The following is a 13,790-nucleotide window of genomic DNA, read 5'->3' as shown; positions in this document are numbered from 1 at the left end:
AATCCCGTTAGAATTAACCGCACTTTTACTTAACAAGGAATTTGAATGTCAGCCAAACCGCGTTTTGTGCATCTTCGCACACACACTGATTTTTCAATGATTGATGGAATTGCGAAAGTGAAACCATTAGTCAAGGCGTGTGCAGCAGATAACATGGTCGCGTTGGCATTAACAGATTTTACTAATTTTTGTGGTGTGGTGCGTTTTTATGGTGAAACCCTTTCTTTGGGGATTAAACCGATTATTGGCGCTGATGTTCATGTTAAAAGCGAGTTATGTGGTGAGGAATTATTCACTCTCACTTTACTTGCCAAGAACAATGAAGGCTACAAAAACATCACATTACTACTTTCAAAAGCCTATCAACGCGGCTATGTGGATTTGCCTTATATTGATCAGGAATGGTTGATTGAACATTGTGAAGGTGTAATTGTTTTATCAGGTGGCACACAAGGCGATATTGCAAAAAAACTCCTTAAAGAAAATATTTCCGAAGCTGAAAGTGCGGTCAGTTTTTATCAAGAATTTTTTCCAGACCATTTTTATCTTTCACTTTCTCGAACGGGGCGTCCAGATGAAGAACGTTATATTCAAGCCGCATTAAAACTTGCTGAGGAGCATGATTTACCGCTTGTCGCAACCAATGATGTTGTCTTTCTCGCGCCTGATGATTTTGAGGCACACGAAATTCGAGTTGCTATTCATGATGGCTATACCCTTGATGATCCGAAACGTCCAAAACGTTATACCGAGCAACAATATTTCCGTTCAGAAGAAGAGATGTGCAACTTATTTGCAGACATTCCTTCTGCACTTGAAAATACGGTATTAATAGCGCAACGCTGCAATGTCACTTTGCGTTTGGGAGAATATTTCCTTCCAAAATTCCCAACAGGCGATCTGAGTACGGAAGATTATTTGGTGATGAAATCCAAAGAAGGCTTGGAAGAGCGTTTGGCGTTTTTATTTCCCGATGAACAAGTGCGGGCAGAAAGACGACCGGAATATGATGAGCGTCTTCAAGTCGAACTCGATGTGATCAACCAAATGGGCTTCCCGGGTTACTTCTTAATCGTCATGGAGTTTATTCAGTGGTCAAAAGATAATGATATCCCAGTTGGACCAGGACGTGGTTCTGGTGCGGGTTCATTGGTGGCTTATGCACTAAAAATTACCGATTTGGATCCTCTTGAATTCGATCTTCTTTTTGAGCGTTTCCTCAATCCGGAGCGTGTTTCCATGCCCGATTTCGACGTCGACTTCTGTATGGACGGACGCGATCGCGTTATCGATCATGTAGCAGAAACCTATGGTCGTGGTGCAGTATCACAAATTATTACTTTTGGTACTATGGCAGCCAAAGCAGTAATTCGAGATGTGGGGCGCGTGTTAGGCCATCCTTATGGCTTTGTGGATCGTATTTCAAAAATGATTCCACCGGATCCAGGCATGACCTTAGCTAAGGCTTTTGAGGCTGAACCACAGTTACAAGTGGCATATGATTCAGATGAAGAAGTTAAAGCCCTAATTGATATGGCGCGTAAGCTAGAAGGTGTTACTCGAAATGCGGGTAAACACGCGGGTGGCGTGGTGATTTCCCCTTCTTTGATTACAGACTTTGCGCCACTTTATTGTGACAACGAGGGGCTTCATCCGGTTACTCACTTTGATAAAAATGATGTCGAATATGCCGGTTTAGTGAAGTTTGACTTCTTAGGTTTACGTACGCTCACCATTATTAAATGGGCACTAGATATGATTAATGCCCGCCTTACTCGTGAAGGCAAACCTCCAGTCGATATTGCCGCCATTCCATTAGATGATCCCGAATCCTTTGAGTTGCTGAAACGGTCTGAAACGACTGCCGTATTCCAGCTGGAATCGCGCGGGATGAAAGATTTGATTAAACGTCTGCAGCCAGACTGTTTTGAAGATATTATCGCGTTGGTGGCGTTATTCCGACCAGGTCCATTGCAATCGGGCATGGTGGATAACTTTATTGACCGTAAACATGGTCGAGAAGAAGTGTCTTATCCTGATGCAAACTATCAACATGAAAGCCTTAAACCGATTTTAGAGCCAACTTACGGTATTATTTTGTACCAAGAACAAGTGATGCAGATTGCTCAGGTGCTAGCAGGTTATACTCTTGGAGGTGCGGACTTATTACGCCGTGCGATGGGTAAGAAAAAGCCAGAAGAAATGGCGAAACAGCGCTCAGTGTTTAAAGAAGGCGCTGAAAAAAATGGGGTTGATGGCGAGCTTTCCATGAAAATTTTCGACTTGGTGGAAAAATTTGCCGGCTATGGTTTCAATAAATCGCACTCCGCTGCCTACGCATTGGTATCTTATCAAACCCTTTGGCTGAAAACCCATTTCCCTGCTGAGTTTATGGCAGCCGTAATGACCTCGGAAATGGATAATACGGATAAAATTGTCGGCTTATACGATGAATGTTTGCGTATGGGCTTAAAAGTCACCCCACCAGATATTAACGTAGGGAAACATCATTTCAGCGTGAATGAAAATGGTGAAATTGTTTATGGTATTGGGGCGATTAAAGGCGTGGGTGAAGGTCCTATTGAAGCTCTAATTACCGCGCGTAATGAAGGTGGAATTTTCAGAGATTTATTTGATTTATGTGCTCGCGTTGATCTAAAAAAAATTAACCGTCGTACCTTTGAAAGTCTGATTATGTCAGGCGCATTTGATAAGCTAGGACCACATCGTGCGGCGTTATCTAAGAATCTAGAAGATGCACTCAAAGCCTCTGATCAGCATGCAAAAGATGAGGCCATGGGGCAAACTGATATGTTCGGTGTGCTAACAGAAACACACGAAGAAGTGGAAAATGCTTATGCCCACACGCCACCTTACACAGAAAAACAAATTTTAGATGGTGAACGTGAAACTCTAGGTTTGTATTTAAGTAGCCATCCGGTGAGTCGTTATTTGAAAGAGCTTTCTCATTACAGCTCTACACGATTAAAAGATCTGACACCGAATCGCCGTGGACAAATTAGCACAGCAGCTGGTTTGTTAGTATCAACTCGCTTTGCAACAACGAAAAAAGGCAATCGAATTGGTATTGCAACCATAGATGATCGTTCTGGACGTTTGGACTTAACTCTGTTTGGGGAAAGCTTAGACCAATTCGGTGAAAAACTGCAAAAAGACACGGTTGTGGTGGTATCTGGCCAAGTAAGTTTTGACGATTTTTCAGGCGGGTTAAAAATGTCTGTACGGGATTTGATGAGCTTAGATGAGGCGCGCTCCCGTTATGCGAAATCTTTGGCGATCAGTTTGTCAGAGGAGCAGATTAGCCCAAGTTTTATTAAGAAACTGAAAGAAATGTTAGAGCCTGTTAGTGGTGGGACTTTACCAATTAACGTATATTATCAAAGTGCAAAAGGCCGTGCGTTATTGCGTTTAGGGATTCAATGGTCGATTACACCAACAGATGAGATTCTAACAGAGTTGGTGAATTTGCTTGGTGAAAATGCGGTAGAGCTAGAATTCGGTTAATATTTCAGTAAAAGTGCGGTCAAAAAATCAGTGTTTTTTAACCGCATTTGGGCTATGTAAACAAAGCGAGAGATAAAATGGAAAAAATCATTATTGATGCAGACAGATTTTTACGCACCATTTCACGTATTTCCCATGAAATTATTGAAAAGCACCAAGATTTCGATAATGTGATTTTAGTTGGGGTGAAACGTCGAGGTGCAGAAATTGCTGAATTGATTCAACGTCGTATTGAAGAGTTAAATGGTGTAAATCTTCCAATGATGGAATTGGATATCACGTTTTACCGCGATGACCTAGAGTATGTTGAACCTGAAAATCCAACTCCTGTATATAGCGGTGCCTCAAGTTATATGAATATTCAGGGTAAAGAAGTCATTTTGATCGATGATGTGCTCTTTACCGGTAGAACTATTCGTGCTGCGATGGATGCGTTAACGGATTTTGGTCGAGCAGCTAAAATTGAATTGGTGATTTTAGTCGATCGTGGACACCGTGAATTGCCTATTCGGGCCGATTATGTGGGTAAAAATGTGCCGACTTCCCGTGATGAGCAAGTTCAGGTGCGTACATTAAAATATGATGGTTGTTATGAAGTGGCGTTATTGCCAAAATAACGATCAGCCTATTGTGAACCTTTGATAAAATTGATAATCTAACAAGCATTATCCTATTATTTTTTAAGATAACTAAAATGAAAAAATCAATGTTAAAATCTTTTTTATTTGCCATCATCGGTCTGTTTACTTTTTCTCAAGTACAAGCAGAAGAACGCGTTGTGGCGACCGTAAATGGCACACCAATTTTACAAAGCCAAGTGAATGCTGTAATGGGCAAGAAAGGTAGCCAACGTGCAGCATTAGATAAGATTATTGATGATATGCTGACCGATAAGGCTATCAAGGAATCAGGCGTAAAAGTAAACCAAGCGGAAGTAAACCGTATCGTAGAAGATATTGCGGCAAAAAATGGTTTAACTTATGGTCAATTCTTAGATGCGTTGGATTATCAAGGTATTTCCTTAAATGCATTTAAACAACAAATCTCTCGTCAAATGTTAATGGCGGGCGTGCGTAATCATGCTATTCAAAACAGCGTAGATGTCACTCGTGAGCAAGTGGATGCATTGGGTAAACAAATGCTCGATGAAGCAAAAGCAAAAGGTACGGCACAAAAAGTGATGGGCAAAGAGTATGAAGTTCGTCATATTTTATTAAAACTAAACCCATTACTGAACGATACCCAAGCAAAAGCAGAATTAAAACGTATTCGTAGCGAGATTATTTCGGGCAAAATGACATTTGCTGATGCGGCATTAAAATATTCTAAAGATTATTTATCTGGTGCGAATGGCGGAAGCTTAGGCTATGCCTTCCCTGAAGCTTATGTGGGTCCATTTGCAAAAATGGTTGAAACAACCCCACAAGGTACAATTTCTGCACCGTTTAAATCTGAATTTGGTTGGCATATTCTCGAAGTAACTGGCAGTCGCGATGGCGATAAAACAGAAGATGCCTATCGTCAAAAAGCTTACGAACAAATTGTTAATAGCCAATTACAAGATGCAACCAAGGACTGGGTGAAGGCATTACGTAAAAATGCTGATATTCAATATTTCGATAAATAACAGAAACCGTTAGAATAAGGGGGCATTTTTGCCCCTTTTGTCGTTTTTATAAAATGAGTGACGCATGAAAAAATTTTTTGCCTTTTTACTAATTCTTCTGCTTATTCTAGCCGGTGTTGGTTTTTGGGGTTATCAAAAACTAACGGAGTTTGTCCATACGCCGGTGAATGCTACTCAAGATCAATTGCTGACAATTGAGCGAGGAACTACAGGTAGTAAACTCGCTGCGTTATTAGAGCAGGAAAAAATTCTTGAGCATGCCGATTTATTACCTTGGTTATTGAAATTACAACCGCAGCTCAACAAAGTGAAAGCGGGGACTTATTCTTTAACGGGTGTGAAAACGTTGCAAGATTTATTGGATATCATTAATTCTGGCAAGGAAGCGCAATTTAGTGTGAAGTTTATTGAAGGTAAAACGTTCAAGGAATGGCGTAAAAACCTTGAAAGCGCACCGCACTTAAAACAAACCTTGCAAGGTAAAACGGATAAAGAGATCATGGCGTTATTGGATATTCCAGCTGTTGCAAAAGCCGTTTACGAATGGAATAACATGGATGGATGGTTGTATCCAGATACCTATAATTACACACCAAATTCGACTGATCTTGAATTATTAAAACGTTCAACTACTCGTCTACAAAAAGCTTTGGATAAAGCATGGAGTGAACGCGATGAAAATCTCCCATTAGCGGATCCGTATCAGATGCTGATTTTGGCTTCTATTGTGGAGAAAGAAACGGGGATTGCAGAGGAGCGTCCACAAGTGGCTTCGGTATTTATTAACCGTTTAAAAGCGAATATGAAACTACAAACTGACCCAACGGTGATTTATGGAATGGGTGAGAGTTATACCGGTAATATTCGTAAGAAAGATTTGGAGGCGATGACCCCGTATAATACCTATATGATTGAGGGTTTACCGCCGACACCGATTGCGATGGTAAGTGAGAGTGCTTTGCAGGCCGTGGCTCATCCAGCTAAAACAGACTTTTATTATTTTGTTGCCGATGGAAGTGGCGGCCATAAATTTACTCGTAATCTGAACGAGCATAATAAAGCCGTGCAAGAATATTTACGTTGGTATCGTAACCAACAAAAAGGAGCCAACTAATGCAAGGCAAATTTATCGTGATTGAAGGCTTGGAAGGTGCAGGTAAAAGTACCGCCATGCAAACGGTGGTGGATACATTAAAATCCCTTGGTGTAAATGATATCGTATTTACTCGTGAGCCAGGTGGTACTCCGCTAGCAGAAAAATTGCGCCATTTAATCAAGCATGAAACAGAAGAACCCGTTACGGATAAAGCGGAATTATTAATGCTTTATGCGGCACGAATTCAATTGGTAGAAAATGTGATTAAGCCAGCATTGGCTGCAGGCAAAATTGTGCTGGGTGATCGTCATGATATGTCTTCACAAGCCTATCAAGGCGGTGGGCGTCAGTTTGATCAAACGCTTATGGTGAATTTAAAAAATATGGTATTAGGCGATTTTGAGCCTGATTTTGTGCTTTATTTAGATATTGATCCTGCAGAAGGGCTGGCTCGTGCTAGAGGTCGTGGTGAATTAGACCGCATTGAACAACAAGGACTCGATTTCTTCCATCGTACCCGCCAACGTTATTTGGAATTAATACAGAACAACCCAAAAACCGCCATTGTTAATGCAGGTCAGCCTTTGGAAAAAGTACAAGCAGACATACAAAGTGCGGTCAAAAATTGGTGGGTTTTACAAGCAAAATGAGCAAACTTTATCCTTGGTTAGTGCCTACTTATCATAAAATTAGCCAAACTTTTAGCGAAGGTTTGGGGCATCATGCATTATTGATTAAAGCTGATCAAGGTCTCGGTGCTGAAGGTTTGTTTGAGGCTTTGACAAAACACATTATGTGTCAAACGCCAGATAATGCACCTTGTGGCCATTGTCATGCTTGCCATTTAATGGCAGCGTACAGTCACCCTGATTTTCATGTTTTAGCCTCTCAAGAAGGCAAAGATATTGGTGTTGATCAGGTACGGTCGATTAATGAAGTTGTCAGCCAACACGCGCAACAAAACGGCAATAAATTAGTATATATTCAAGATGCAGAACGTCTTACGGAAGCAGCGGCTAACGCATTGCTCAAAACCTTGGAAGAGCCACGTCCGAACACGTATTTCTTGTTGCAAACAGAGCCTTCCTCTTCGTTGTTAGCGACTATTTACAGTCGTTGCCAAGTGTGGAATGTGCCTTTGCCAACGGAAGCGGAAGCCCTAAATTGGCTTTCTTCTCAATTTCAGGCAGAAACATCAGAATTATTGACCGCACTTGCGATGAATTTGGGGCGCCCACTGTTAGCATTGGAAACGCTCCAGCAAGGATTAATTGAACAACGGAAGAATTTCCTACGCCAATTTTGGCTGTTTTATCGTCGTCGTTCGCCTTTGGAAATTTTGCCTTTCTTTGAAAAAGAACGCACCATACAGCAAGTAGATTGGATTTTAGCGTTTTTAAGCGATGCCATTAAATACAAACTCGAAATACAAAGTGGCTGGCAAACACTCGATCTTAAAACAGGTGTAACTCAATTTGCAGACGAGCAAACAGCGCTTGGGTTATTAACCGCAAATAAAATTATGCAAAAAGTACGCTCGGATTTACTCACTATCAACGGCGTTAACACGGAATTAATGTTACTAGATGGTTTGACAAAATTAATTACCGACGTATTTAAGGACTAAATAAATTATGTTTATCGTAGATTCCCATTGCCATTTAGATGCATTGGATTATGAAAATTTACACAAAGATATTGCTGATGTAGTGGCCAAAGCCAACGCACGAGATGTGAAGCATTTATTGGCGATTGGTGTAACATTAAGCCGTTTTGAAAAAGCTTACCCTGAGTTAGCAACATTTCCGAATGTGTCTTTGGCTTGCGGTGTACATCCACTAGATCTTGAAGAAGAACCTTACGATGCCGATCGTTTATTACGTTTATCCCAAGATAAAAAAGTGATCGCAATTGGCGAAATTGGTTTGGATTATTATTACAGTGCAGATAATAAGGCATTGCAGCAAACGGTTTTTGCTGATCAAATCAGAATTGCTAATGAAGTGGATAAACCCGTGATTATTCATACGCGTTCAGCACCAGAAGATACCATTGCTATGTTGCGTGAGCACCAGGCAGAAAAGTGCGGTGGATTAATTCATTGTTTTACGGAAACCTTAGATTTTGCGAAAAAGGCGCTTGATTTAGGTTTTTACATCTCTTGTTCGGGCATTATTACCTTTAAAAACGCAGAAAGTATTCGCGAAGCCATTCGTTATGTACCAGCAGATCGTTTGTTAGTTGAAACGGATTCGCCTTACTTAGCACCCGTGCCTTATCGTGGCAAAGAGAACCAGCCTGCCTATACGCGAGAGGTTTGTGAATATGTGGCAGCGTTAAAAGGGCTGTCTATGGAAGAATTTGCACAAATTAGTACACAAAACTTCGAGCGTTTATTTAAAATTAATGTACAATAAATCATCGATTTAAATGAGAGAGTTTTATGCGTAAGTTTTTTAAATACTTTTTATTTTTAGTGGTCTTTGTTTTTCACGGCTTTATGTTTGCTGTGGTGGACTACGTTTTCCCACACTATGATGTAACGCGAGTAACGGGTGTGGAAGTGAAACGTGTGGATAAAGATGGCCCGATTACAAAATCGAATCCGGCTGATGGTCCAACGCGCGATGTGTATTTTATCAATACACAAAATGATGATGGCAAAATCATGGTGTATCGTAATGAAGATACCCGTTGGGGTTTTCCATTATACTTTAAATTTGGTTCAGCGAACTTACAGGCTCAAGTTCAAGCCTTGGGTAATGAAAACAAATTAGTGCAAATCAAGTATTACGGTTGGCGGATGACGATGTTCGATGAATATCGCAATGCCGTTGCAGTGAAAGAAATCAGTGGCGATGTGACACCAAGCCATCCGATTTTATCTTGGGTATTCTATGCTTTCTTATTAGTTACTCTTTTCCTTTCTATCCAATTTGTACGTGGCTGGTTCGACAGCGAAAATTAGCGTTTCTCAAATATGGGGCGTCATAGAACGCCCTCACAATTTAATAATAACATTTCTAACCTAAAAACCAGCGGTAAATTGACCGCACTTTAAAGCCAATAAAGAGAACATTATGAGTTTATCTGCAGCGATTTTTATTTTAATCGTATTAATTATTGTCAGTGCAATCTTGTCATCAGCTGAGATTTCTCTCGCGGGTGCAAGACGCATTAAACTACAAACGTTGGCCAATGAAGGCAATATCAAAGCGGAGAAAGTTTTAAAATTACAGGAACAGCCAGGGCGTTTCATCACTGTAGTACAAATTGGACTTAATATGGTTGCCGTACTCGGTGGTGTGATTGGTGAAGCAACCATTAGTCTTCACTTACAGAGTTTTTTACATGAATACACCACGGCAGAATGGGTTGAGCCAGCCTCCTCTTGGATTGCTTTTTTCATGGTAACCACAACATTTGTTTTATTAGCCGATTTAATTCCGAAACGTCTCGCATTGATTAATCCTGAAGGTGTGGCGTTACGGACTATTGGCATTATGCAAGTCTTCATTTTCTTCTTAAAACCTATTGTATGGTTTTTTGATGGTCTTTCTAATATCTTCTTCCATTTAATGGGGATATCCACTAAGCGCGAAGATAATATGACTCCAGAAGACATTGTGGCGATTGTGGAGGCTGGTGCAGAAGCTGGCGTACTAAAAACACAAGAACATTATTTGATTGAAAACATCTTTGAAATGCAAGAGCGTACCGTGTCTTCAACCATGACGACTCGTGAAAACATCGTGTTTTTAGACCGCACTTTTACTCGTCAGGAAGTGTTGAATACCTTATCGGCTGACTCTCATTCTAAATTAGTGATCTGTGATAATGGTTTGGACAAGATTTTAGGTTATGTGGAATCCCATACTTTGTTGACGCTTTATCTTCAACAAGAAGTAGTAGATTTAACAGATAGCCGTTTATTACGCAAAGCGTTATTTATCCCAGATACGCTGTCGTTATACGAAGTATTGGAGTTGTTTAAATCTACGGGGGAAGATTTTGCGATTATCGTCAATGAATATGCGCTTGTAATGGGCTTAATTACCTTGAACGATGTGATGAGTATTGTGATGGGAGAATTGGTTTCTAACGAAGAAGAGCAAATCGTTAGCCGCGATGAAAACTCTTGGTTGATTGATGGGGCAACGCCACTTGAAGATGTGATGCGCGTTTTGGATATTGAATCTTTCCCTGATTCAGAAAATTACGAGACTATTAGTGGCTTTATGATGTATATGTTACGCAAAATTCCAAAAAAAACCGATTTTGTTTTAAACGATAAATATAAATTTGAAATTATTAATACAAAAAACTAAAAAATTGATAAAATTTTAGTTTCGTTTGTAAAAGACACCGGCATGAGAAAAAAATCAGCGTGGTGCTGGGTTTTTCTTTGCTTAATCCCATATTAAAAGTATAATTAACGGCGTTTTTAACCGCCTATAAATAAGGAAAATTTAATGTTTAAAAAAATCTCGGTATTCTTTGTGGCAGTAATGCTTGCGGGTTGTTCTTCGATTTCGGATATGACCTCTTACATTCCATTTATGGGTAAAGACAAAAAGGTCATTGATTTAGATAAAGATAAAATCGACCAAAAATCTTATGCCGCCGCTTATGAAGCCACTGTGGCAACGTATAAAGATCGTGTAACAAAAAATTTCTTTGTGGATAATTTTGCAAGTGGTGCGAATGACTGGTATCTCGGTCGTATTGTTGTACCAATCAAGCAAATTCAAGATAAACTCTACACAGGTGGTCATGATTCTGATGTGTATGCTTACTATAGCGGTGTGTTACATGCAGAAGCATTACAAACTAACTTCAGCCGTTTAAGTGCAAATTGTTGGCAAAAAGTGGATTCGCCAAGTGTGACGCAAGGGATCTACGATGCAATGCGTGATTTGCAAAAAGGCAAAGAGCGCGGTGAAAATGACGCCTACATTTCTCAAGGTAGCGAAATGCTACTCAAAGCCTGTACCGGCCAATAATCAATTTGAGCTGTTGATGAGAGACCTCATCAGCAGCTTTTCTTTTTTTAAATCATCAATGTGAAGGAGCAAGAATGTTAGAACTTTCGGAAAGCAACATTCATTTAAATGCTACGGCAACAAATAAGCTGCAAGCTATTGAAATGGCTGCAAGCGCGTTAGAGCAAGCTGACAATGTTGAACAAGGCTATTTGCAAGGTATGCTTGGACGTGAACAACAAACCTCCACTTTTTTAGGCAATGGGATTGCAATTCCACACGGTACATTAGAAACCCGTTCGATGGTGAAAAAAACTGGTGTGCAAGTTTTCCAATTTCCACAAGGTATTGAGTGGGGAGAAGGTAATATTGCTTATGTTGTGATTGGTATTGCTGCCCGTTCTGATGAGCATCTTGCTTTACTTCGTCAATTAACGCATGTTTTAGGTGATGAAGACACCGCGGCACAGTTAGCGACATTAACAGATATTGAAAAATTTCGTGCGATTTTGTTAGGTGAAAGCGATGCTTTTAGCATTACTGAAGAAACATTAAGTTTAGATATTGAAACACAAAGTTTGCTCACCCTTACCGCCATCAATGCAGGTAAATTACAACAGCAAAGTGCGGTTGAAAATAGCTTTGTTTCTGAAGTGGTATCCAATTCTGCTCTGCCACTAGGTAAAGGTTTATGGGTTACAGATGCCGTATCAGGTAATGTGAAAAATGCGTTGGCATTCAGTCGTGCGAAAACCATTTTTAATCATAATGGCAAAGCGGTGAAAGGCGTGTTGACGATTTCGGCGGTTAACGATCAAATTAATGAGACATTAGCGCGTTTATTAGATGATGAAGTCCAAAATATTTTATTAAGTGGTAATACGCAGCAAATTTTGACCGCACTTAATGGCGGTAAAGTGCCTGTTGCAGCTGCTCAATCTGAAGGTCAAATCGCTACGGGTGCAGTGATTGGGACCTTTACTGTTCGCAATGAACATGGTTTACACGCTCGCCCAAGTGCTGTGCTTGTTAATGAAGTGAAAAAATTCACCTCCAAGATTACGGTACAAAATCTTACTCGAGAAACCGCACCAGTTAGTGCAAAAAGCTTGATGAAAATTGTGGCATTAGGTGTGACTCAAGGTCATCGTTTACGTTTTGTTGCAGAAGGTGATGATGCGAAACAGGCCATTGAAGCTTTAGGTAAGATCATTGCGAGTGGGCTTGGCGAAAGCGTATCTGCCGTACCACCAGCTGAACTGGATACCATTGAAGTAAGTAGCGAGCATGTATCACAAATTCATGAAGAAAAAACAGGTTTACCAGCTGATGCCATTGAAGCGGTATTTATGATTCGCAATGAACACGGTTTACACGCTCGTCCAAGTGCCGTGCTCGTTAATGAAGTGAAAAAATATAATGCGTCTGTTGCGGTACAAAACTTAGATCGTGACACCCAATTAGTCAGTGCAAAAAGTTTGATGAAAATTGTGGCGCTTGGTGTCGTGAAAGGTCATCGCCTACGTTTCGTCGCGAGCGGTGAAGAAGCTCAACAAGCGATTGACGGTATTGGTGCAGTCATTGAAAGTGGTTTAGGCGAAGGTCGGGGGTAAGTGATGGCAAAAGTAGCAACAATTACCTTAAATGCCGCTTACGATTTAGTTGGGCGTTTGCCTCGTATTGAAATCGGCGAAGTGAATACTGTTGAAACGCTCGGTCTTTTCCCTGCAGGCAAAGGTATCAATGTCGCTAAGGTATTAAAAGATTTGGGCGTAGAGGTGGCTGTTGGTGGTTTCTTAGGTGAAGACAACGTCGGTGATTTTGAAACCTTATTTAAAAAACAGGGATTGGAAGACAAATTCCATCGTGTTGCAGGCAAAACCCGTATTAATGTAAAAATTACGGAAACAGAAGCCGATGTGACGGACCTAAATTTCTTAGGCTATCAAATTACTCCAGAAGCTTGGCAGCAATTTACAGCAGATTCATTAGAATATTGCCAAAACTTTGATATTGTTGCGGTATGTGGCAGCTTACCGTGTGGTGTGAGTCCTGAATTGTTCGCGGATTGGCTTAATCAGTTGCATCAAGCTGGTGTGAAAGTCGTATTAGATAGCAGTAATGCCGCACTCACAGCGGGTTTGAAAGCGCATCCTTGGTTGGTGAAACCAAATCATCGCGAATTAGAAGCTTGGATTGGCCATCCGTTAAATTCTCTTGATGAAATTATTGCTGCAGCCAAAAAACTTAAAGCAGAAGGCATTGCTAACGTCATTATTTCGATGGGAGCGAACGGTTCTTTATGGCTGAGTGATCAAGCTGTGATTCAAGCTCAACCACCTAAATGTGAAAATGTGGTGAGCACTGTAGGCGCAGGCGATTCTATGGTAGCTGGCTTAATTTATGGTATCGAAAAAGGCTTATCTCAAGCGGAAACTTTAGCGTTTGCAAGTGCTGTTTCTGCCTTTGCTGTTTCGCAAAGCAATGTGGGCGTGAGTGATATCGTCTTGTTTGAGCCAATTCTGGCGAATGTCAAAATTTCTGTGATTGAAGGATAATG

The 13,790-nt window shown here is 40.6% G+C and carries 11 protein-coding genes and 1 pseudogene; all 12 read left to right on the top strand.

Annotation, left to right across the window (positions count from 1 at the left end):
• Window positions 1-45: 45 nt before the first annotated feature.
• The 12 genes and pseudogenes from dnaE to fruK all read left to right on the top strand — a co-directional run bounded on the left by dnaE (window position 46) and on the right by fruK (window position 13,788).
• Window positions 46-3,525 (top strand): DNA polymerase III subunit alpha, encoded by a 3,480-nt coding sequence (dnaE, locus tag DPV97_RS07105; protein WP_070713368.1) that lies wholly within the window; start codon window positions 46-48, stop codon window positions 3,523-3,525.
• A gap of 77 nt (window positions 3,526-3,602) precedes the next feature.
• The gene (gene pyrR, locus DPV97_RS07100; RefSeq protein WP_049364226.1) at window positions 3,603-4,142 is read left to right on the top strand and encodes a bifunctional pyr operon transcriptional regulator/uracil phosphoribosyltransferase PyrR; all 540 of its coding nucleotides are present in this window, start codon (window positions 3,603-3,605) and stop codon (window positions 4,140-4,142) included.
• 77 nt (window positions 4,143-4,219) lie between these two features.
• Window positions 4,220-5,152 carry a peptidylprolyl isomerase gene (locus DPV97_RS07095; protein ID WP_049375141.1) on the top strand — a complete coding sequence of 311 codons (933 nt, stop codon included), beginning with the start codon at window positions 4,220-4,222 and terminating at the stop codon, window positions 5,150-5,152.
• Window positions 5,153-5,216: 64 nt separating this feature from the next.
• On the top strand, window positions 5,217-6,266 hold the full coding sequence (mltG, locus tag DPV97_RS07090) for an endolytic transglycosylase MltG (protein ID WP_070713371.1): 1,050 nt from the start codon (window positions 5,217-5,219) through the stop codon (window positions 6,264-6,266).
• Window positions 6,266-6,898: a dTMP kinase gene (tmk, locus tag DPV97_RS07085; RefSeq protein ID WP_070713375.1), complete on the top strand. Its 633-nt coding sequence runs from the start codon at window positions 6,266-6,268 to the stop codon at window positions 6,896-6,898. Before mltG ends, tmk begins: the two co-directional genes overlap by 1 nt.
• Window positions 6,895-7,875: a DNA polymerase III subunit delta' gene (locus DPV97_RS07080; RefSeq protein ID WP_070713377.1), complete on the top strand. Its 981-nt coding sequence runs from the start codon at window positions 6,895-6,897 to the stop codon at window positions 7,873-7,875. Before tmk ends, DPV97_RS07080 begins: the two co-directional genes overlap by 4 nt.
• A 7-nt stretch (window positions 7,876-7,882) precedes the next feature.
• Window positions 7,883-8,665 carry a YchF/TatD family DNA exonuclease gene (locus tag DPV97_RS07075; protein WP_070713380.1) on the top strand — a complete coding sequence of 261 codons (783 nt, stop codon included), beginning with the start codon at window positions 7,883-7,885 and terminating at the stop codon, window positions 8,663-8,665.
• Between the two features lie 26 nt (window positions 8,666-8,691).
• Window positions 8,692-9,216: a DUF1523 family protein gene (locus tag DPV97_RS07070; protein ID WP_070713381.1), complete on the top strand. Its 525-nt coding sequence runs from the start codon at window positions 8,692-8,694 to the stop codon at window positions 9,214-9,216.
• A 112-nt stretch (window positions 9,217-9,328) separates the two neighbouring features.
• A pseudogene (gene paeA / locus DPV97_RS07065) lies at window positions 9,329-10,573 on the top strand (polyamine export protein PaeA); the annotation flags it as partial.
• A gap of 147 nt (window positions 10,574-10,720) precedes the next feature.
• Window positions 10,721-11,251: an HI_0449 family lipoprotein gene (locus DPV97_RS07060; protein ID WP_049365129.1), complete on the top strand. Its 531-nt coding sequence runs from the start codon at window positions 10,721-10,723 to the stop codon at window positions 11,249-11,251.
• A 74-nt stretch (window positions 11,252-11,325) separates the two neighbouring features.
• Window positions 11,326-12,843 carry a fused PTS fructose transporter subunit IIA/HPr protein gene (gene fruB / locus DPV97_RS07055; protein ID WP_070713390.1) on the top strand — a complete coding sequence of 506 codons (1,518 nt, stop codon included), beginning with the start codon at window positions 11,326-11,328 and terminating at the stop codon, window positions 12,841-12,843.
• 3 nt (window positions 12,844-12,846) lie between these two features.
• On the top strand, window positions 12,847-13,788 hold the full coding sequence (fruK, locus tag DPV97_RS07050) for a 1-phosphofructokinase (protein WP_070713394.1): 942 nt from the start codon (window positions 12,847-12,849) through the stop codon (window positions 13,786-13,788).
• The last annotated feature ends 2 nt before the right edge of the window (window positions 13,789-13,790 follow it).

Source organism: Haemophilus parainfluenzae (assembly GCF_003253005.1).
Lineage (GTDB): Bacteria > Pseudomonadota > Gammaproteobacteria > Enterobacterales > Pasteurellaceae > Haemophilus_D > Haemophilus_D parainfluenzae_M.
Note: the sequence above shows the minus strand (reverse complement) of the source record. Positions and strands in the feature narration are given on the sequence as shown.

Excerpts from the sequence above, each read along its gene's own strand:
- dnaE (WP_070713368.1), top strand. The coding sequence starts at position 46 with ATGTCAGCCAAACCGCGTTTTGTGCATCTTCGCACACACACTGATTTT.
- pyrR (WP_049364226.1), top strand. The coding sequence starts at position 3,603 with ATGGAAAAAATCATTATTGATGCAGACAGATTTTTACGCACCATTTCA.
- DPV97_RS07095 (WP_049375141.1), top strand. The coding sequence starts at position 4,220 with ATGAAAAAATCAATGTTAAAATCTTTTTTATTTGCCATCATCGGTCTG.
- mltG (WP_070713371.1), top strand. The coding sequence starts at position 5,217 with ATGAAAAAATTTTTTGCCTTTTTACTAATTCTTCTGCTTATTCTAGCC.
- tmk (WP_070713375.1), top strand. The coding sequence starts at position 6,266 with ATGCAAGGCAAATTTATCGTGATTGAAGGCTTGGAAGGTGCAGGTAAA.
- DPV97_RS07080 (WP_070713377.1), top strand. The coding sequence starts at position 6,895 with ATGAGCAAACTTTATCCTTGGTTAGTGCCTACTTATCATAAAATTAGC.
- DPV97_RS07075 (WP_070713380.1), top strand. The coding sequence starts at position 7,883 with ATGTTTATCGTAGATTCCCATTGCCATTTAGATGCATTGGATTATGAA.
- DPV97_RS07070 (WP_070713381.1), top strand. The coding sequence starts at position 8,692 with ATGCGTAAGTTTTTTAAATACTTTTTATTTTTAGTGGTCTTTGTTTTT.
- DPV97_RS07060 (WP_049365129.1), top strand. The coding sequence starts at position 10,721 with ATGTTTAAAAAAATCTCGGTATTCTTTGTGGCAGTAATGCTTGCGGGT.
- fruB (WP_070713390.1), top strand. The coding sequence starts at position 11,326 with ATGTTAGAACTTTCGGAAAGCAACATTCATTTAAATGCTACGGCAACA.
- fruK (WP_070713394.1), top strand. The coding sequence starts at position 12,847 with ATGGCAAAAGTAGCAACAATTACCTTAAATGCCGCTTACGATTTAGTT.